Origin of the sequence: Nocardia carnea NBRC 14403 (genome assembly GCF_000308515.1) — a bacterium.
Taxonomy (GTDB): Bacteria; Actinomycetota; Actinomycetes; order Mycobacteriales; family Mycobacteriaceae; genus Nocardia; species Nocardia carnea.
Genome location: NZ_BAFV01000018.1, coordinates 1 through 19,185, shown reverse-complemented (window position 1 = coordinate 19,185; position 19,185 = coordinate 1). Strand labels below are relative to the sequence as shown.

Genomic DNA, 19,185 nt, shown 5'->3' with positions numbered 1-19,185 from the left:
CCGACCTTACTGCCGAGTAAGATCACTGTGAAGGGCGACACCCACCACTCGACACCGCGGGGTTCGCGACTGCGCGCACGGGTGTCGGTGGGGCGCAGTAGGCTGCCCGAGTGCCCGAACTCCCGCCCGTATCGACCCTGCTGGCGACCGCCGTAACCGCACTCGGCGGTAAGGAACGCCCTGGTCAGATGACCATGGTGGCCGCGGTGGACGATGCCATCGAGACCAAACGCCATCTCGCGGTCCAGGCCGGTACGGGCACCGGCAAATCCCTGGCCTATCTGGTGCCCAGCCTGCGGCACGCGGTCCGCACCGGGCGCACAGTAGTGGTCTCCACCGCCACCATCGCCCTGCAACGGCAGCTGGTGGACCGGGATCTGCCCCGGCTGGCGCAGGCCCTGGCGAAACCGCTCGGGCGGGCTCCGGAATTCGCGATCCTCAAGGGCCGCAACAACTATCTCTGCCTGAACAAAATCAACAGCGCCATCCCGGAGGAACCGGCCGAAGCCGAATTGTTCGACGCTTTCGCGGTCTCGCGGCTCGGCCGCGAGGTCAAACGGCTCAACGAATGGGCCTCCGATACCGAAACCGGCGACCGCGACGAACTCGCCCCCGGCGTCAGCGACCGCGCCTGGCGGCAGGTCAGCGTCTCGTCACGGGAATGCCTGGGTAAATCCCGCTGCCCGTTCGGTCAGGATTGTTTCGCCGAACGCGCCCGCGCCGAATCCGCGCAGGCCGATGTGGTCGTCACCAACCACGCACTGCTGGCCATCGACGCCATCAGCGGTATCCAGGTGCTACCGGAACACGATGTGGTGGTCGTGGACGAGGCGCACGAACTGGTCGACCGGGTCACCGGTGTCGCGACCGCCGAACTGTCGGCAACAGCCATCAGCGCCGCCGCCCGGCGCTGCGCCAAACTCATCGACGAGCAGGAGGTCGATCGGCTCGAGGCGGCCGCCGAAGCGTGGCACGGCGCCCTCGAGGATCTCGGCCCGAACCGCTGGGAGGCACTGCCCGGCGGGATCGGCCAGGTACTCGCCCTCATCCGGGATGCCGCCTGGAACGCGCGCACCGCGCTCAACCCGCAGGGTTCCGCCGCACCGGGGTCCGATCCCGAGGCCGCCGCCGGCCGGAATATGGCCGTGGCCGCGGTCGAGGAGATCCACGACAGCGCGGTCCGCGCTCTCACCGCTTTCGACGAACCCGATCCGGCGGCGCGCCGCGATGTGGTGTGGCTGTCGGCCGACGAGATCCGCGGCGTCACCCGCCGCTCACTGCATATGGCACCGCTGGCCGTCGGCGGGTTGCTGCGCAGCCAGTTGTTCGGAACGGCCACGGTCATCCTGACCTCGGCTACCCTGCAGATCGGCGGAACGTTCGACGGTCTGGCCCGCACCTGGGGCCTACCGCCCGAATCCGGCGGCAAGGTCGATCCCGCGCTGGCCAACGGCGCGGAGGCCCCCGCGGATACCGCTACCGTCCGCTGGTCCTCGCTGGATGTGGGTTCGCCGTTCGACCACGCGAAATCCGGGATCCTCTATGTCGCTAAACATCTGCCCGCCCCGGGGCGGGATGGACTGCCCCCGGCCTATCTCGACGAGATCGAACGGCTGGTCTCGGCCGCGGGCGGACGCACGCTGGGGCTCTTCTCGTCCATGCGCGCCGCGAAATCGGCCACCGAAGCACTGCGTTCCCGGCTGAAGACTCCGATCCTGTGCCAGGGTGAGGATTCCACCGGCGCCTTGGTGCGCAAATTCGCCGACGACCCGGAAACCTCCCTGTTCGGCACCCTTTCGCTGTGGCAGGGAGTCGATGTCCCCGGCCCGTCGCTGAGCCTGGTGATCCTGGACCGCATCCCTTTCCCTCGCCCCGACGATCCGCTGCTGGCGGCCCGTCAGCGCGCGGTCGAATCCCGTGGCGGCAACGGCTTTCTCACCATCGCCGCCAGTCACGCCGCCCTCCTGCTGGCCCAGGGCACCGGGCGCCTGCTGCGCAGCGTCGACGATCGCGGCGTCGTGGCGATCCTCGATCCGCGCCTCGCCACCGCACGCTACGGCGGTTACCTACGCGCCTCACTGCCCCCGTACTGGGAAACCGCCGACCCGGAAGTCGTGCTGAAGGCCCTGCACCGCCTGGACTCAGCCGCAACGGTCTGATGCCTGCTGCACCGATAACCGCGCTATAGGACCGCTTTGCCGATCAACGTGACGGCGGCCGCCACCACCGCGGTGACCACCGAGATCACACCCCACGTCAAGCCGGTGCGCGCCCACGGGCGACCGTAGTCCACCGCAAACCGCCCAGGTCCGGTGAAGGCGACCGCCAAGGCGACCACCGCGAACAGCAAACCCATCTCGTAGCCGCCGAGCAATCCCTTGCCGAAACCCGTGTTGACGATGACGATTCCGGTGCCCAGCACGATTGCCGCCGCCAGCGGGGTGAAGGCCCCCAGCGCGAGCAGCAGGCCACCCACGAATTCGCTCAGCCCGGCCACCGTGCCGAACACAGTGCCCGGCTCGAATCCCATCTTCTCGAATCCCGCGTTGTTCGCCGCCAGCCCCTCACCGCCGAACCAGCCGAACAGTTTCTGTGCGCCGTGGGCGGCGAACAACAGGCCGAAGACCAGCCGCAGGATCAGCAGGCCGGTATCAGCGGATATCGACTCACCCTGGGTCGTGGCGGCGCGTTCGAGCGTCGTATCGGCAGTCATGGGAACCCCTCGTTGTCGCAGTTTCCCGGCCGGGAGACGGACGAACGAACTCCGGTCAACGCGGCCAGGTTAGCCTAACCTTGCCACGTTTCGGGCTATTCCGCGAGCAGGAAGAAGTACGCGAGGAAGATCACCGTCAGCACCCACATCACCGGATGCACTTCCCGGAACCGGCCGCGCGCCACCATCACTACGGGATAGAAGATCATCCCCATGGCCAGACCGTTGGCGATCGAATACGTCAGCGGCATCATGATGATCGTGATGAACGCCGGGACCGCGAACTCCAAACGGCTCCAGTCGATATCACCGAGTGAACGCGCCATGAGCACCCCGACCACGATCAGCGCCGCCGCGGTCACCGCACCCGAACCCGCCACCACCGCGAATATCGGGAAGAAGAACATGGCCACCGCGAACCAGGCGGCAGTCACCACCGCGGTGAGCCCGGTCCGGCCGCCGGCCGAGACACCGGCCGTCGATTCCACATAGGCCGTGGTGGTGGACGTTCCGATCACCGCACCTGCCACCGTGCCCACCGCATCGGCCGACAGCGCACTCGACGCCCGCGGCAGCTCCCCCTTCGCGTTCAGCAGACCCGCCTGGTTCGCCACCCCGATCAGCGTGCCGGACGCATCGAAGAAATCCACGAACAACATTGTCAGCACCACCACCGCCATCTGGGCGGTGAACGCGTCGGGCAAATGGACCAGCGCCTGCCCGAAGGTCTCATCGAGACCCTGCGGCACAGAAACGACCCCGTCGGGGATATCCACCAGGCCGGTGATCATGCCGATCACCGCCGTCGCGACGATGCCGTACAGCACCGCGCCGTGCCAGCCCCGGACGAGGAAGACGACGGTGAGCACGAGCCCGAACAACGCCAGTACCGTGGTGCCCTGGGTGAAATCACCGAGCCCGACCAGGGTCGACGAATTGTCCACCACGATGCCCGCGTTTTTCAGCCCCAGGAACGCGACGAAGGTCCCCACCCCGGCCGCCACGGCCAGTTTCAACTGCAACGGGATCGCGTTCAGGATCTTCTCGCGAATCTTGGTGACCGCGAGCACGAAGAAGATCACACCGGACAGCAGCGTCCCCGATAACGCGACCTGCCACGGGATCCCCATCCCGAGCACCACCGAATAGGCGAAGAACGCGTTCAAACCCATCCCGGGTGCGAGCGCGACCGGATACCGCGCCCACAGTCCCATCACGAGCGTCCCGACCACCGCTGCCACCGCGGTCGCGGTGAACACCGCCTGCGTGGGGATGCCCTGCGCGCCGAGGTCGCCCTGGTCGCCGAGGATGGAAGGGTTGACCGCGAGGACGTAACACATCGCCAGGAACGTCACGGTCCCCGCCATCAACTCACGTCGCATGGTCGAGCCGTGGATTCCGATTCCGAAGAACGAATCCACCCGTCCGCGAGTCCGGGTCAGAAGACCTGTGGCCATGGCATCTCCAGTCGGCTAGCGAAACTCCGTCCCGGCGGTTGCCGCCCACCCCGGTGCGGTTAGACGCAGGTCAGCGCCAGTGGAACGGTATCGGAAACTTGTTACGAACCGAAGTCGCACCGCGCGCCCGCGCCCGCCGGACCGGCCGCTCGGTAGCGCGTTGGCGACGGCCGCAATCACAGACTGCAAACCCCGAATCCTGTAACGCCCGGCCGCACTCGGTTCCGGAGGCATACATGAAAGTTCGTGCGTGCCCGAATCCGACCACGACGACGGGTCTGAATCCGGTGCGCGCTACGACGAGCCCGCCCTACTCGCCCAGCGAGGCACTACCCGGGCTCACCCCGCGCCGAGCCATATGACGCAACTCATGCGTTCGCGACCAAACCCAGCTCCTCGTGCGAGGACAACAGTTCATGGGCGGGTAGCACGCGGACCGTATAGCCGATCGACCCCGGCAGCGGTATCGGGGTGTCGACCGTGAACACCTCCACGGTGGATTCGGGAGTCTCCCGACCGGTCGAAGACATCGTGGCGAGGGTGGTGTCGTACAGCTCGCCATCGGGCGAGACCCGGCCCAGCACCACCTGCACCACCACATCCTGTGGCGCGAGCCCACCCAGGTCCACGCGCGCGGTCAGCGACAGGGGCGCACCGGGCACGGGGGTGTCGGGCAGGCCGGTGGCGTCGGCACGGAGCACTCGTACCCGCGGCCAGGCGTGCGTCACCCGGTTCCGGTACTCCGCGAGCTCCCGCGCACCGCGCAGCTCCGATTCGGTGACCCGCCGGTACGCTGCCGCGGCCGGGACGTAGTACTGCTGCGCGTAGTCGCGCACCATCCGGTCGGCCTGCACCTTCGGACCGAGGGTGCGCAGGGTGTGGCGCACCATTTCGAGCCAGCGCACCGGCAGACCGTGCGTATCGCGTTCGTAGAACCGGGGAGCGACGGTACGTTCCATCAGGTCGTAGAGCGCGGTCGCCTCCAGATCATCGCGCCGTTCTTCGCCGACACCGTCGGCGGACGGGATCGCCCAGCCGTTCTCGCCGTCGAACATCTCGTCCCACCAGCCGTCCCGGATGGACAGGTTCAGGCCGCCGTTCAGCGCCGATTTCATACCCGAGGTTCCGCAGGCCTCGAGCGGTCGCAGGGGATTGTTCAGCCACACATCACAGCCCCAGTACAGGTAGCGGGCCATGGACATGTCGTAATCGGGCAGGAAAACGATCCGGTGCCGGACGGCCGGGTCGTCGGCGAAACGCACCACCTGCTGAATGAGCGCCTTCCCCCCTTCGTCGGCGGGGTGGCTCTTACCCGCCACCACCAACTGCACCGGACGGTCGGGATCCAGGAGCAGGGCGCGCAGCCGCTGCGGGTCGCGCAGCATGAGCGTCAGCCGCTTATAGGTGGGTACCCGCCGCGCGAAACCGACGGTGAGTACCTGCGGGTCGAAAACACTGTCCACCCATGACAACTCGGCGTCCGCGGAACCACGCTGCAACCACGATTCACGCAGCCGCCGTCGCACCTCCGCGACCAGGGTCGCGCGCAGAGCGTTCCGGACCCCCCACAGCCGCTCCGGCGCCAGTTCACCGAGCTCGGCCCACCCACCGGCACCGTCGGGCAGCTCACCCCATTCCCGCGCCGCCCAGGTGGGAGCGTGCACACCGTTGGTCACCGAACCGATCGGCACCTCGGCGGTATCGAAACCGGGCCACAGCGGGTTGAACATCTCCCGGCTCACCTCCCCGTGCAGCCGCGATACACCGTTGGCGCGCTGCGCGAGACGCAACCCCATATGCGCCATATTGAACACCGACGGATCGGCTTCCCGGCCCAGCCCGATGATGCGGTCCACACCGATACCGGGCAGCAGCGGCGAATCCGCCTCGCCCGCCGATCCCCCGAAATACCGGTGCACCAGCGATACCGGGAACCTGTCGATACCGGCGGGGACCGGGGTGTGGGTGGTGAACACGGTCCCGGCCCGCACCGCGGCCAGCGCGGTATCGAAATCGTGCCCGGCAGCGAGATATTCGCGAATCCGTTCGAGCCCGAGAAACCCCGCGTGCCCCTCGTTCATATGGAACACCTCCGGATCCGGGAGACCGGCCGCCGCGGTGTAGGCCCGCACCGCCCGCACACCCCCGATACCGGCCAGGATCTCCTGTTCGATCCGGTGGTCCTGGTCGCCGCTGTAGAGCCGGTCGGTCACAGCACGCAGATCCGGGTCGTTGGCGGCGATCTCGGAATCCAGCAGTAGCAGCGGGACCCGGCCCACCTGCGCGATCCACACCCGCGCCGCCAGCACCCGCCGATCCGGCATCGCCACATGCACCAGGACCGGCGACCCGTCGGCGGTCAACGGCCGCAGTGGCAACCCCTGCGGGTCGAGCGCCGGATACCGTTCGACCTGCCAACCGTCGGCGCTCAGCGATTGCCGGAAATACCCCGACCGGTAGAGCAGCCCGACCGCGATCAGCGGCAGACCCAGATCCGACGCCGCCTTCAGATGATCCCCGGCCAGGATCCCGAGACCACCGGAATAGTTCGGCAGCACCTCACTGACCCCGAACTCCATCGAGAAGTACGCGATCCCCCGCACCCCGAAATCCGCCCCGGGCCGATCCAGGTAGTCCCGCAGATCCGCAGCCGCCGCATCCAGCGACGCGCAGTACTCGGCATCGTCGGCGAGGTCGGCCAGCCGCCCGGCCGGCACTTCCTGCAGCATCCGTACCGGGTCGTGCCCGATCTGCGCCCACCGCACGGGGTCCAGTGCGGCGAATACATCCTGCGTCGGGCCATGCCAGGACCAGCGCAGATTGGTCGACAACTCGCCCAGCGCGGCCAAACGCTCCGGCAGTTGGGCGCGGACGGTGAACCGACGCAGTGCCTTCATGCTGTAATTCTGGCGCGCCTGCGGCGCGCGGGGTTTTGCACCCCCTCGGTCCCTGCGCGGAGGTCGCCGTGGCCGGGCGGCTGCATTCCGGCAAACGACCACGATTCATGATCACCACCGAACATGACCGCCCTCTCGGTGCACACAACATCGGCCCACCCCCATGGTTCGAGACCCAATAGGGCCCCGAACCTGCGGCGCCGGAGGCGGCGCAAATATTGTGGTGTGGATGACCGGCCGCATCGCCATCGATGACACCGCCCCGCATATCCCCGGAGGTTATCCGGCGAAGGCGGTGGTCGGGGAAGTGTTCCCGGTGCGGGCCGTCGTATGGCGCGACGGCCACGGATGCGTCGGCGCGAGCCTGGCGGTCCGCGCACCGGGGTCGACGCGCTCCCTGCGGGTGCCGATGACGCCCGACTACGACCCCGACGTGTTCAACGGCATCTTCACTCCCGATCGGCCCGGGTTATGGCATTACCGGATAGAGGGCTGGGCGGATTCGATCGCGACCTGGCGGTCGGCGGTCGAAGCGAAACTGGCGGTCGGCCAGAGCGCCCCCGATCTGGCCAACGATCTGGAGATCGGCGCGCGCCTGTTCGACCGGGCGGCGCAGGCGGTCGGTAAGAAGCAGTTCGAGCGGTTGCGGGCGGTGGCGGCGGCACTACGCGGGTCCGAACCGCTACCCGCCCGGGTCGCGCCGGCGTTCACCGATGAGGTGGCCGAGATCCTGCGCGCGAACCCGCTGCGGGATCTGGTGACGCGCGGCCCGCAGTTCTCGGTGCTGGTGGAACGGCCGCGCGCGCTCACCGGCGCCTGGTACGAATTCTTTCCCCGCTCGACCGGCGGCCGCGATTCCGACGGCAATGCTGTCCACGGCACGTTGGTCACCGCGGCGACCGAGCTGCCCCGTATCGCCGCGATGGGTTTCGATGTGGTCTACCTGCCGCCGATCCATCCGATCGGCCGAGTGAACCGCAAGGGCCGCAACAACGCCCTCACCGCCGGACCCGGCGATATCGGTTCGCCGTGGGCGATCGGCGCGGCCGAGGGCGGGCACGATGCCTTCCACCCGCAGCTCGGTACCGAAGCCGATTTCGCGGCGTTCGTCCGCGCCGCCGCAGGCCTGAAGCTCGAGGTGGCCCTGGATCTGGCGTTGCAGTGCGCACCCGATCACCCGTGGGTCACCGCACACCCCGAATGGTTCACGACCCTGCCGGACGGCACGATCGCCTACGCCGAGAACCCGCCGAAGAAATACCAGGACATCTATCCCCTCGATTTCGACAACGACCCCGACGGCCTGTACGCCGAGGTCCTGCGGGTAGTGCGGTATTGGATCGGGCTGGGAGTGAAGATCTTCCGGGTCGACAACCCGCACACCAAACCGGCGGATTTCTGGGAATGGCTGATCACCGCGGTCCGCCGTACCGACCCGGATGTGGTGCTGCTGTCGGAGGCATTCACCTATCCGGCCCGCCTGTACGGTTTGGCTCGGCGCGGTTTCAGCCAGTCCTACACCTATTTCACCTGGCGCACCCATAAACACGAACTGACCGAGTTCGGCCGCGAACTCGCCGCGAAAGCCGACGAGGCGCGCCCCAACCTGTTCGTCAACACCCCGGATATCCTGCACGAAAGTCTCCAGCACGGCGGTCCGGGCATGTTCGCGATCCGCGCCGTGCTCGCCGCCACCCTCGCCCCGAGCTGGGGTGTGTACTCCGGTTACGAGCTCTACGAACACCAACCTGTGCGCCCCGGCAGCGAGGAATACCTGGATTCGGAGAAGTACGAACTACGCCCCCGCCCGTTCGCCGACGCCCGGGCCCGCGGTGAATCCCTGGAGCCCTGGCTGACCAGGCTCAACGAGATCCGCCACCGCCACCCGGCGCTGCGGCAGCTGCGCTGCCTGCATTTCCACCACATCGACAACGACAATCTGCTGGCGTATTCGAAGGTCGACCCGGCGACCGGTGACGCCGTTCTGGTGGTGGTGAACCTGAACCCGTTCACCACCGAACAGGGCATGCTCTCCCTGGACCTGCCCGCCATCGGCCGCGAATGGCACGACCGTCCGGTGGTCCACGACGAGATCAGTGGCGAGGAGTACCACTGGGCGCAGACCAACTACATCCGGTTGGATCCGGCCCGCGCGGTCGCCCACGTCATCGCCCTGCCGCCGGTGCCGCATCATGCCCGCGCCGGCCTGGCCTACCGGCGGACGCTGCGGTGAACCGGCGCGATCTGCTGCTGCTGGCCGCGGGCAGCCATCCCGATCCGCATACCGTGCTGGGCGCCCACCCGGCCCCGGACGGCACGATCGTGCGGGTGCTGCGGCCGGAAGCGGAATCGGTATCGATCCGGGTCGGCGGCGCCGAGCATCGGCTGGCTGCGCTGGGCCACGGGGTTTTCGGCGGCACCCTCCCCTACCCGGAACTGCTGGACTACCGGGTCGTCACCGCCTACCCGCACCACCCGACCACGGTGCTCGCCGACGGCTACCGCCACCTACCGACCCTCGGCGACCTCGACCTGCATCTGATCGGCGAAGGCCGCCATCAGCGGTTGTGGGAGGTACTCGGTGCGCATCCCCGCCGTTATCCGGGCCTGGACGGCGAGGTCACCGGCGTGTCGTTCGCGGTGTGGGCCCCCAATGCCCGCGGCGTCACCGTTTTCGGCGATTTCGACCACTGGCAGGGCGGTACCTGGCCGATGCGCGCCCTCGGCAGTTCGGGTGTCTGGGAGGTTTTCGTCCCCGGCTCCGCACCCGGCGATCGCTACAAATACCGCGTGTACGGTGCCGACGGCCGCGCCGCCGACCATGCCGACCCCCTCGCGTTCGCCACCGAACTCCCCCCGGCCACCGCGTCCGTCGTCACGGCGACCCGGCACAGCTGGACCGATCAGCGCTGGCTCACCGACAGAGCGCACACCGATCCGGCGCGCGCACCACTGAGTGTGTTCGAACTACATCTCGCGTCGTGGCGGCCGGGTCTGGGCTACCGCGAACTCGCCGAACAGCTCAGCGAATATGTGCGCCGCCTCGGATTCACCCATGTGGAACTGCTGCCGATGGCCGAGCACCCTTTCGGCGGCTCGTGGGGTTATCAGATCACCTCCTACTACGCCCCCACCGCACGGTTCGGCAGCCCGGACGATTTCCGTGCCTTCGTCGACCGGATGCACGCCGACGGGATCGGCGTCATCCTCGACTGGGTGCCGGGGCATTTCCCTCGCGACGCCTGGGCATTGGCCCGATTCGACGGCACCCCGCTCTACGAACATCCCGACCCACGCCGCGGTGAACAACCCGCGTGGGGCACCTACGTTTTCGACTACGGCCGCCCCGAGGTCCGCAACTTCCTGGTCGCCAACGCCCGCTATTGGGTCGAGGAGTTCCATATCGACGGGCTGCGGGTCGACGCGGTCGCCGCCATGCTCTACCTGGACTACGGCCGCGCCGACGGCGGGTGGGAGCCGAATATCCACGGCGGCCGGGAGAATCTGGAGGCGGTCGATTTCCTCGCCGAACTGAACGAAAGCCTGCACGGCTCGTATCCGGGTGTGCTGACGATCGCCGAGGAATCCACCACCTGGCCCGGTGTCACCCGGGCGACCGAGGTCGGCGGCCTGGGGTTCACCATGAAATGGAATATGGGCTGGATGCACGACACCCTCGGCTATCTGAGCCGCGACCCCGTGCACCGCGCCTGGCACCACAACGAGATCACCTTCTCGCTGATGTACGCGTGGAGCGAAAACTACGTGCTGCCCATCAGTCACGACGAGGTCGTGCACGGCAAAGGCACCCTGTGGACCCGGATGCCAGGCGACGAGTTCGCCAAGGCCGGCGGCGTCCGCGCACTACTGGCCTACATGTGGGCCCATCCCGGTAAACAGCTGCTGTTCATGGGTCAGGAGTTCGGCCACTACCGCGAATGGTGGCACGATCACAGCCTCGACTGGCACGAACTGGACAACCCGCTGCACCGCGGTATCCAGCTTCTGGTCGCCGACCTCAACCGCGGCTACCGCGAACACCCGGCCCTGTGGAGTCAGGACACCACCCCCGGCGGCCATTCCTGGATCAACAGCGACGACCGCGACGCCAATGTCCTGGCCTTCCTACGGCACGCCGCCGACGGCAGCGTCGTCGCCTGCCTCTGCAACTTCTCCGGAAACACCTACACCGATTACCGGATCGGCCTGCCGGTCCCCGGCCCCTGGCTGGAAATCCTGAACACCGATGCCCTCGAGTACGGCGGAACCGGCGCCGGAAACCTCGGCGTCGTCCACGCCGAACCCATCCCCCTGCACGACCGGCCCGCATCCGCCGGACTCACCGTGGGCCCGCTCAGCGTCATCTGGCTCGTCCCCCAGCGCTGACCGGCCACATCCATAGCGCGGCCACCATCACCGACCGGACCGCGGTCGGCGATAGCCGGATCCAGTAGCCGGGAGACGTGCGGGTTCCGTACACTGCGGACTGCCCGCGCCGGATACCCGGAGCGCCCGAAACTCGGTCGGACCGGATCGCCGAACTCGGTCGCCGGGCGTGTGCGGGGCCATGGCCGAACTACTGCAGCAGCGCCGCCCGAGTCCGACTTCGTTACTGTCGGCGGCCGGGCCGTCGCCGACTTACCCGCGGCCTCGCGAGCGTCGATCCGTCACCGGTGCCGAATCCGTGGAAGAGCCGCAGCGGCCGGCCGATACCCGAGAGCAGCCGACGACGCTGGATTCCGCCCGCACCCGAACAGCAGGCTCGCGGATATGCAGCCGGACCACGACGGGCCCGCGCGATCCGCCACAAGGCTCACCTTGCGCGAACGGCAGGGCCGATGGCGATACCGCAGACGCCGCAGCCGGCTACTTCACACCGGTCGCGCGCCATCCCAGATTCGGCCCAGAGCGTACGAACTGTTCACGTTCGGCGCCATGGCGGTCCGGTGGCCGCATATGCCGACGGGCCGGGAACCGTTCGCCGCCGACCAAGCGCTCACACGATCCCGTCAGAACGAGGCACACCGAGCTGATGCCCGGTACGCACCGACGTCAGTAGAGGGCAGTCGCCAGCTTGCGACGGGCCGCGACCACGAAGGGCTCCGACTGGTCGAACAGTTCGAAAAGCTCCACCAACCGGGTACGCACGGTGGCCCGCTCATCACCCGACGTCCGTTTGATCAGGCCGATCAACCGGTCGAACGCCGCCTCGGGCTGCTGCTGGAACATCTCCACATCGGCGGCGTCCAGTGCGGCCGCCAGATTGCCCGGATCCGCGTCCGCGGTCGCGATCGCCGTTTCCGGCAGCTGCTGGGCCCGTCCGAGGAATTTCACCTGACGCAGCGCGGCCTTGGCCTCGGCATTAGCCGGTTCCTGGGAGAGGATCGATTCGTAGGCCGATTCCGCACCCGCGAAATCGCCCTGTTCCAGGAGCGCTTCGGCAGCGGCGAATCGGGGATCGGCGGGCGGTTCCGGCGCTTCGCCGTCCGGGTCGCCTTCGAGCTTGCCCTCCACCGCCTGGACGACGGCGGCGAGCCATTGCCGGACCTGATCCTCGGGCTGCCCGCCCTGGAAATCCGCGAGCGGCTGGCCACCCGCGACGGCGACCACCGTGGGAATGCCCTGGACGCCGAAGGCCTGCGCGATCCGCATATTGTTCTCGGCCTCGACGGCGGCCAGATCCCAGGTGCCGTTCGCCTCGCCCACGAGCCGCTCGAGCAGCTGCACCAATTCGATACTGCCGGGGCTGCGCTGCGAATACAGCGCCACCACGACCGGCACCTGCATGGAGCGGCGCAGAACCCTGGTCTCGAAATCCGCCTCGGTGACCGTATGGTCACCGGCCGCAGCCGCCGCACCCGCGGGCGGCTGTTTCAGGGCGGACAGATCCACCGCCCCGGACATGGCGGCGGCAGCGGCTGGTGAAGGACGGCGTGGTGCTGGTCGAGTCACAGGTTCCAGTCTGTCACGACGAGGCGGCGAGAGTCTTCGCGGACTCGGTGCCGGACGCAGCCTGCTGGTCGAACTTGCCCGTACGCACGGCCCACACCTCGAACAGCACGGTGAAGAACGGCGGAATGCTGGACAGCAGCGCCAGCACGGTGGTCTTCCAGTTCCATTCGAACTCGCGCGCGGTCACCAGGGCGATCAGCACGAACAGCACGAAAACGCCGCCGTGGACCGGGCCGAAGATCTTCACGCCGATCTCGTTGCCCTCTTCCGGAAGGTATTTGAACGCCATTCCGGTCAGCAGGCCCAGCCAGGACAGCGCCTCGAGCACGGCGAAGAAACGGAACCTGCCGGCAGTGGTGCGCAGACCAAGAAAGTTCATGCGCACCATTGTGCCCTAGCCACTACACCGCGTCGTAGTCGAACCGGTCACACCGGTCATACCGGACGCTCAGACCCGGACGATCAGCGCATCACCCTGGCCACCGCCACCGCACAGCGCCGCCGCGCCGACCCCGCCGCCGCGCCGCTTCAATTCCAGCGCCAGATGCAGCACGATCCGCGCGCCCGACATCCCGAGCGGATGCCCGATGGCGATGGCGCCGCCGTTCACATTGACCTTCGCCGGGTCGATCCCGAGCGCGCGGGTGGAGGCGATACCCACCGCCGCGAACGCTTCGTTGATCTCCACCAGATCCAGATCGGCCGGGGCGATCCCCTCTTTGGCACACGCCTTCGCGATCGCGTTGGCCGGCTGGTCCTGCAGCGTCGAATCCGGGCCGGCCACCATACCGGCGGCACCGATCTCGGCGATCCAGCTCAACCCGAGCTCCTGCGCCTTGGCCTTGCTCATCACCACGACCGCCGCCGCGCCGTCGGAGATCTGCGACGCCGAACCCGCGGTGATGGTGCCGTTCTTGCTGAACGAAGGCCGCAGCTTCGACAGCGACTCCGCGGTCGTATCGGCGCGGATACCTTCGTCCTGGCGGAACTGCACCGGATCGCCTTTACGCTGCGGCACCTCGACCGGTACCACCTCGTCGTCGAACACGCCGTTCTTCCACGCGGCGGCCGCCCGCTGATGCGAGGCCGCGGCGAAGGCATCCTGATCGGCACGGGTGACCGGATCGGTCTCGTTGCGCTGCTCGGTGAGCGCGCCCATCGCCTGATCGGTGAAGATATCGTGCAGGCCGTCGTAGGCCATATGGTCGCGCAGCGTCACATCGCCGTACTTGAACCCCTCGCGGCTCTTCTCGAGCATATGCGGAGCGCGGCTCATCGATTCCTGGCCACCGGCGACCACGATCTCGTGCTCCCCCGCCCGGATCAGCTGATCTGCCAGCGCGATGGCATTGATACCGGACAGGCACACCTTGTTCAGGGTGAGCGCCGGAACATCCATCGGAATACCGCCGGCGACCGCGGCCTGCCGCGCCGGAATCTGCCCCGCACCGGCGGTGAGCACCTGCCCCATGATCACGTAGTCGACCTGGTCGCCGCGGACACCGGCCTTCTCCAGGGCACCGGCGATCGCGACACCGCCGAGCGCGGAGCCGCTGAAATCCTTCAGGCCACCCAGCAGCCGGCCGACCGGGGTACGCGCACCGGCAACGATCACGGAGTTGGTCACGACAAGCCTCCTGTATCTATGGCGCCGCCTCCGGCGGCGCGGGTCGGGGCCCTATTGACCCCTGGAGACGTCCAAGCCGACCGGACGCGCTACCCGGGAGTAACGCATCGTGCGGACGACTCCACGGTAACCCGCCGACCCCGGCGTTCGGCCCACAGGGATGCGCAGATCACCTGCGAGGACATGAAGGCAGTCGCCATCACTTACCGGTTTCCGGGTGGGTACACACCGCCGGCGCACCGGAACGCGCTACGTTCGAAGAGTGAGCACCGCTACCCCGTCATCAGAGTTCATTCCCGCCGACTACGTCGTCGCAGTCGATCACGTCGGCATCGCCGTACCCGATCTGGACACAGCCGTGGTCTGGTACGCCGAGAACCTCGGCCTGGTCGAAACCCACCGTGAGGTCAACGACGAACAAGGTGTCCAGGAAGCGATGCTGTCCGCTCCCGCCGCCGAGGACGATTCGACTGCTCTACAGTTGCTGGCGCCGCTGGACGCGACCTCCACCATCGCGAAATTCATCGACCGCAGCGGACCGGGCCTGCAGCAGTTGGCTTTCCGGGTCACCGATATCGACGCCGTTTCCGCATATCTACGCGACCGCGGGGTGCGTTTGCTGTACGAGGCGCCCCGCCGCGGCACCGCCGATTCGCGCATCAATTTCGTCCATCCGAAGGATGCTGGCGGTGTGCTGGTCGAGTTGGTCGAGCCGGACCCGAATGTTACGCACTAGTATCGTAATCGGACCGTTAGGCGTACCTCCGATAACATTCCCGGTCGGCTCACCATGGGCCGGTCTCAGGCTGTAGTTTGTTGGCCATGTCGTCACCCGAGTCCGATCGCAATCGCTTCGTTGCGCTGCCCTTCACCGTCGTGCGCAAGGGTTATGCGCAAGACGAGGTACGTAACTATTTCGACCGTTTCGATGCCGAGTTGCGGGTCACCGCCACCGACCGCGATGCCGCTGCCGCCCAGGCCCGCAATCTCGCCAGTCAGCTGGAGGATGCCCGCGACGAAATCGACGAGCTCCGTAAGGAAGTCGACCGGCTGTCCGTCCCGCCGACCACTGCGGAAGGGATGAGCGATCGCATCTCCCGGATGCTGCGATTGGCTTCCGACGAGGCCTCCGAGGTCCGCGCGCTGGCGCAGGCCGAGGCCGCGGAGATGGTTTCCATCGCCGAGCAGCAGGCCACGGAGATGCGCGGCAAGTACGAATCGCTGCTCGCCGAAACCAAAGAGAAGCGCGAAGCCCTCGAAATCGAGTACGAGCAGACCCTCGCGAATGCGCGTACCGAATCCTCGAAGATCATCGAAGCCGCCCAGGCCGAGGCCGAGCGCCTCGCCAAGGAGTCCGAGGCCAAGCGTAAGGCCACGCAGCAGGACTTCGAGGTCACCATGGCCGAGCGTCGCACCAAGCTGACCCGCGCCATGGAGGAGCTGGAGGCCACCAGCCGCGCCGAGGCCGCCCAGCGGATCAAGGACGCCACCGACGAGGCCAACCGCCTCATCACCTCCGCCACCCAGACCTCCGAGCGCAAGATCGCGCACGCCAAGGAACTGGCCGAGGAGATGCGCGTCCTGCGTGGCCGCGTCCTGGCCCAGCTGCTCGGTATCCGCGGTCAGCTCGATTCGGTGCCCGCCATGCTGGCCGCCGTCAACCGGGAGAGCGAACTGCTCGACGGGGTGCCCGAACAGTCGCGTAAATCGATCGGCAGCGGGCAGAACAAGTCGGTATCCGGCCGTAACAACCAGAAGGCGATCCCCGAGGTGAACGCCGAAGACGAGTCGGAAGATATCGTCGACGAAGAACGCGAAAACGCCGACATCAGCAACTAGAGCTCCATCAGAGCTGCTGTCGGAACGTGTACGGCGACACGACAAATCACTCCGAAGGCCGCCCCCACGGGGGCGGCCTTCCTCATGTCGAGACACCGCACACCTTGCCTTGGCCAGATCGGGCTCACTCCGAAAAATCCGCCTGTCCGCAGCCTGGCGATGGCAGTCGCCCACCGTGTGGGTGTCGCGGGCAGGGCAGCCGCCCACGCAGCGTTATGGCCTACCGCCGGGCGTCCTTCTCGCCTGTTCCGGACCATGTCCGGTGCCAGAGCGCCCGGCACCGGGCAGTTTGCTGTGTCACCGCATCCCACCGGTTCATATCGGACCTCCGATCGGTACCCCGAGTCCGGCTGGGGCACCCGCCCTGGAGCTCCCGGCCACGCCGGTCTACTACCCCGTGTTCCGGCCTGTGCCCCAGACGCTCTCGACCGCTCAGCCCACTGGGGCCCCGGGCACGATCCATTCCATGGGCCGGCCGGTGAGATCGCCGATGAGGTCGAAGTCGTGGTCGTAGTGCAACGGATCGGCGGTCACCGGATGGCCGGAGGCCGTCCGCGAGGCATATCGCAGACGATTCCCTGTCGCCCCAGCCCGAGGGGTGTCCGATGCTGCGACAGCGGGCGGCACGTCGACCGGCTCAGGACCACCGTCGCGTGATTCCGCGGGTTCCCCGCCCACTCCAGCAGCCCCGATGCCAATGCCGGCGGTCGGTCTCCCCGCTACCGGCCGGCCAGGCCACCACATGCGGAACTCCGGGCATGATCTCGTGATCGCAGCCCGGGCAACGGTACCGTTTCACCGCTCGGGCGCCGGGTACCGTCCGCACCACGTACTCGTCGCCGTCGGGTCCCGCTTCGGTCCGGCGGTAGACATCGCCCAGCCCGGTGCCCAACCGTTGCGGCTGCGCTCCGTAACGCGCGCTGCGCGGTTTTCGTCGTGGCATGGCTTCCAGCTTAGAAGAGCCGGAATTCGTTGCTCTCGGTGCCGCGCAGAGCGTTGTAATCCAGGGTCAGGCAGCGGATCCCCCGATCCTCGGCAAGTGTCCGCGCCTGCGGTTTGATCTGCTGCGCCGCAAACACCCCCGCCACCGGCGACAACAGCGGGTCCCGGTTCAGCAACTCCAGGTAGCGCGTCAGCTGTTCCACCCCGTCGATCTCCCCCCGCCGTTTGATCTCCACCGCGACCGTCCGCCCGTCCGCGTCCCGGCACAGCAGGTCGACCGGCCCGATAGCGGTCATGTACTCGCGACGGATGAGACTGAACCCCGCACCGAGGGTTTGCACATGCTCGGCCAGCAACTCCTGCAGATGCGCCTCGACCCCATCCTTCACCAGCCCCGGATCCACCCCGAGCTCATGACTGGAATCGTGCTCGATCTCCTCGATCCCGATCCGCAACTCCTCCCCCGCCTTGTTGCTCACCACCCACAGTTCCTTGAACTGGCCCGCCGCCGCATCCGGTTCCCGCTCCTCCAGCCAGCACGGCGGACTCATCCAGTTCAACGGCTTATACGACCCCCCATCGGAATGCACCAGCACCGACCCATCCGCCTTCAACATCAACAGCCGGCGAGCCATCGGCAGATGAGCGGTCAACCGCCCCACATAGTCGACCTGGCAACGAGCAATCACGAGTCGCATCCGGCAGAGTCTAGGCCTTGGTCACGGCGTATCGAAGCAGTAGGTCTTCGCTTCGGTTTCATCGACGAAATTCGCCATGTACGCCGTCGTATCGTCCATTACATCCGTGCCGCACACATCGGTGGACAACACCTCCGGCAGCACCCGCACCAGCCGCGCAGAATCGCTTCCGCAGGCCGGCCGATACTCGGCTTTGTGTAGGAGCATGTGGTAGCAACGGCCGACCGACAGGTGTGGGGCACCACAGGCAGACAAGAAGACGTGGTCGCCGTAGTGATTGCCATGAAACTGGTAAAGGATCTGATCACCGGTGCAATTCACCTCGGTCCCGGGGTCGTCCGGGTCCTGGGACTTCACGATCTTTGCGGTGGCACGTGGGTGGGCACAGTCCAGCTGATTCACCGGATCGTTCATATGGTGCGTCACCGTATCGGTACAGGTGCCGGGCTTCGGATAGTCCAATGGCCCGGAAGCCGACTTGCGCTGCTCCACCCAGAAGTACACGCCGCCCGCCAGACCGAACGTGAGCCCGAGTACCACGACGACCGCGATCACCACTCTGGCGACGGAGGTGGGCCGTTGCGGCCGCGGGTTCATGGGCGGGCCGCCCGGATAGCCTCCGTACCCGGGTGGCCCCGGATATCCGCCCCCGGGCGCGGGCCCGCCGAATGCCGGTCCACCGTACGCACCGTTTCCCGGAGAACCATATAGATGAGCCACGGAGCCCCCCTTCTCTTGCACCGCCTCGAGGCCGGCGCCATTTCACGACCCCGCCGACGCCGACCGGCGGAGACTGTACCGAAAGAGAAGATACCGCAATCACATACACGCTCCGGCGCCTCCAGGAGCGTCGGCAACGATCACTACCAAGGTGAAGTACACGGCCGGACGGCGCTTCCGGCTGGTCGCCGGACGTTCACTTGTCCGGGCTGACAGTTACTCACCGATTCCAGCCAGGGGTTCGGGCACCGGCTTTCTGCGACCCGTGACCGAGGATCTTCTCGAAAACCCACCCAGAACGCACTCTAGGGGCCCACAAAAGTGGGCCCCTAGAGGGAAA

At 67.4% G+C, this 19,185-nt stretch carries 14 protein-coding genes; 5 read left to right on the top strand and 9 right to left on the bottom strand.

Going from position 1 to position 19,185, the window contains the following annotated elements:
* Positions 1-110: 110 nt before the first annotated feature.
* Positions 111-2,159, top strand: coding sequence for an ATP-dependent DNA helicase (locus ON22_RS05380; RefSeq protein ID WP_033245882.1), 2,049 nt, complete (start codon positions 111-113; stop codon positions 2,157-2,159).
* A gap of 23 nt (positions 2,160-2,182) precedes the next feature.
* Here ON22_RS05380 and ON22_RS05375 read toward each other — a convergent pair whose 3' ends face one another.
* From ON22_RS05375 to glgP, 3 genes are all read right to left on the bottom strand, one after another.
* A complete protein-coding gene (locus tag ON22_RS05375) occupies positions 2,183-2,713 on the bottom strand; it encodes a DoxX family protein (RefSeq protein ID WP_051157185.1) in 531 nt (176 codons plus the stop codon).
* A 95-nt stretch (positions 2,714-2,808) separates the two neighbouring features.
* On the bottom strand, positions 2,809-4,170 hold the full coding sequence (locus tag ON22_RS05370; protein WP_051157184.1) for an NCS2 family permease: 1,362 nt from the start codon (positions 4,168-4,170) through the stop codon (positions 2,809-2,811).
* A 368-nt stretch (positions 4,171-4,538) separates the two neighbouring features.
* Positions 4,539-7,067 (bottom strand): alpha-glucan family phosphorylase, encoded by a 2,529-nt coding sequence (gene glgP / locus ON22_RS05365; RefSeq protein WP_033245880.1) that lies wholly within the window; start codon positions 7,065-7,067, stop codon positions 4,539-4,541.
* Between the two features lie 229 nt (positions 7,068-7,296).
* On the opposite strand from glgP, the gene ON22_RS37825 reads away from it, so the two are divergent.
* Together ON22_RS37825 and glgB are read left to right on the top strand one after the other, a co-directional pair.
* On the top strand, positions 7,297-9,300 hold the full coding sequence (locus ON22_RS37825; protein WP_033246021.1) for an alpha-1,4-glucan--maltose-1-phosphate maltosyltransferase: 2,004 nt from the start codon (positions 7,297-7,299) through the stop codon (positions 9,298-9,300).
* Positions 9,297-11,453, top strand: coding sequence for a 1,4-alpha-glucan branching protein GlgB (glgB, locus tag ON22_RS05355; RefSeq protein WP_033245879.1), 2,157 nt, complete (start codon positions 9,297-9,299; stop codon positions 11,451-11,453). Before ON22_RS37825 ends, glgB begins: the two co-directional genes overlap by 4 nt.
* A 666-nt stretch (positions 11,454-12,119) precedes the next feature.
* Here the strand turns inward: glgB and ON22_RS05350 are convergent.
* The 3 genes from ON22_RS05350 to ON22_RS05340 form a co-directional block, all read right to left on the bottom strand.
* Positions 12,120-12,971, bottom strand: coding sequence for a tetratricopeptide repeat protein (locus ON22_RS05350; RefSeq protein WP_033245878.1), 852 nt, complete (start codon positions 12,969-12,971; stop codon positions 12,120-12,122).
* 61 nt (positions 12,972-13,032) lie between these two features.
* A complete protein-coding gene (locus ON22_RS05345; RefSeq protein ID WP_373280845.1) occupies positions 13,033-13,398 on the bottom strand; it encodes a DUF3817 domain-containing protein in 366 nt (121 codons plus the stop codon).
* 69 nt (positions 13,399-13,467) lie between these two features.
* The gene (locus ON22_RS05340; RefSeq protein ID WP_033245876.1) at positions 13,468-14,646 is read right to left on the bottom strand and encodes an acetyl-CoA C-acetyltransferase; all 1,179 of its coding nucleotides are present in this window, start codon (positions 14,644-14,646) and stop codon (positions 13,468-13,470) included.
* Positions 14,647-14,908: 262 nt separating this feature from the next.
* On the opposite strand from ON22_RS05340, the gene mce reads away from it, so the two are divergent.
* Together mce and ON22_RS05330 are read left to right on the top strand one after the other, a co-directional pair.
* Positions 14,909-15,382 (top strand): methylmalonyl-CoA epimerase, encoded by a 474-nt coding sequence (gene mce, locus ON22_RS05335; RefSeq protein ID WP_033245875.1) that lies wholly within the window; start codon positions 14,909-14,911, stop codon positions 15,380-15,382.
* Between the two features lie 86 nt (positions 15,383-15,468).
* Positions 15,469-16,485 (top strand): coiled-coil domain-containing protein, encoded by a 1,017-nt coding sequence (locus ON22_RS05330; RefSeq protein WP_033245874.1) that lies wholly within the window; start codon positions 15,469-15,471, stop codon positions 16,483-16,485.
* Positions 16,486-17,122: 637 nt separating this feature from the next.
* Here the strand turns inward: ON22_RS05330 and ON22_RS05325 are convergent.
* From ON22_RS05325 to ON22_RS05315, 3 genes are read right to left on the bottom strand one after another with little or no spacing between them, the layout of a single operon-like run.
* Positions 17,123-17,428 carry an Rv1322 family protein gene (locus ON22_RS05325; protein ID WP_033245873.1) on the bottom strand — a complete coding sequence of 102 codons (306 nt, stop codon included), beginning with the start codon at positions 17,426-17,428 and terminating at the stop codon, positions 17,123-17,125.
* Between the two features lie 10 nt (positions 17,429-17,438).
* Positions 17,439-18,125 (bottom strand): endonuclease NucS, encoded by a 687-nt coding sequence (nucS, locus tag ON22_RS05320; RefSeq protein WP_033245872.1) that lies wholly within the window; start codon positions 18,123-18,125, stop codon positions 17,439-17,441.
* Positions 18,126-18,146: 21 nt separating this feature from the next.
* Complete coding sequence (locus tag ON22_RS05315) at positions 18,147-18,683, bottom strand: hypothetical protein (protein ID WP_156052368.1); 537 nt, start codon at positions 18,681-18,683, stop codon at positions 18,147-18,149.
* Positions 18,684-19,185: the final 502 nt, after the last annotated feature.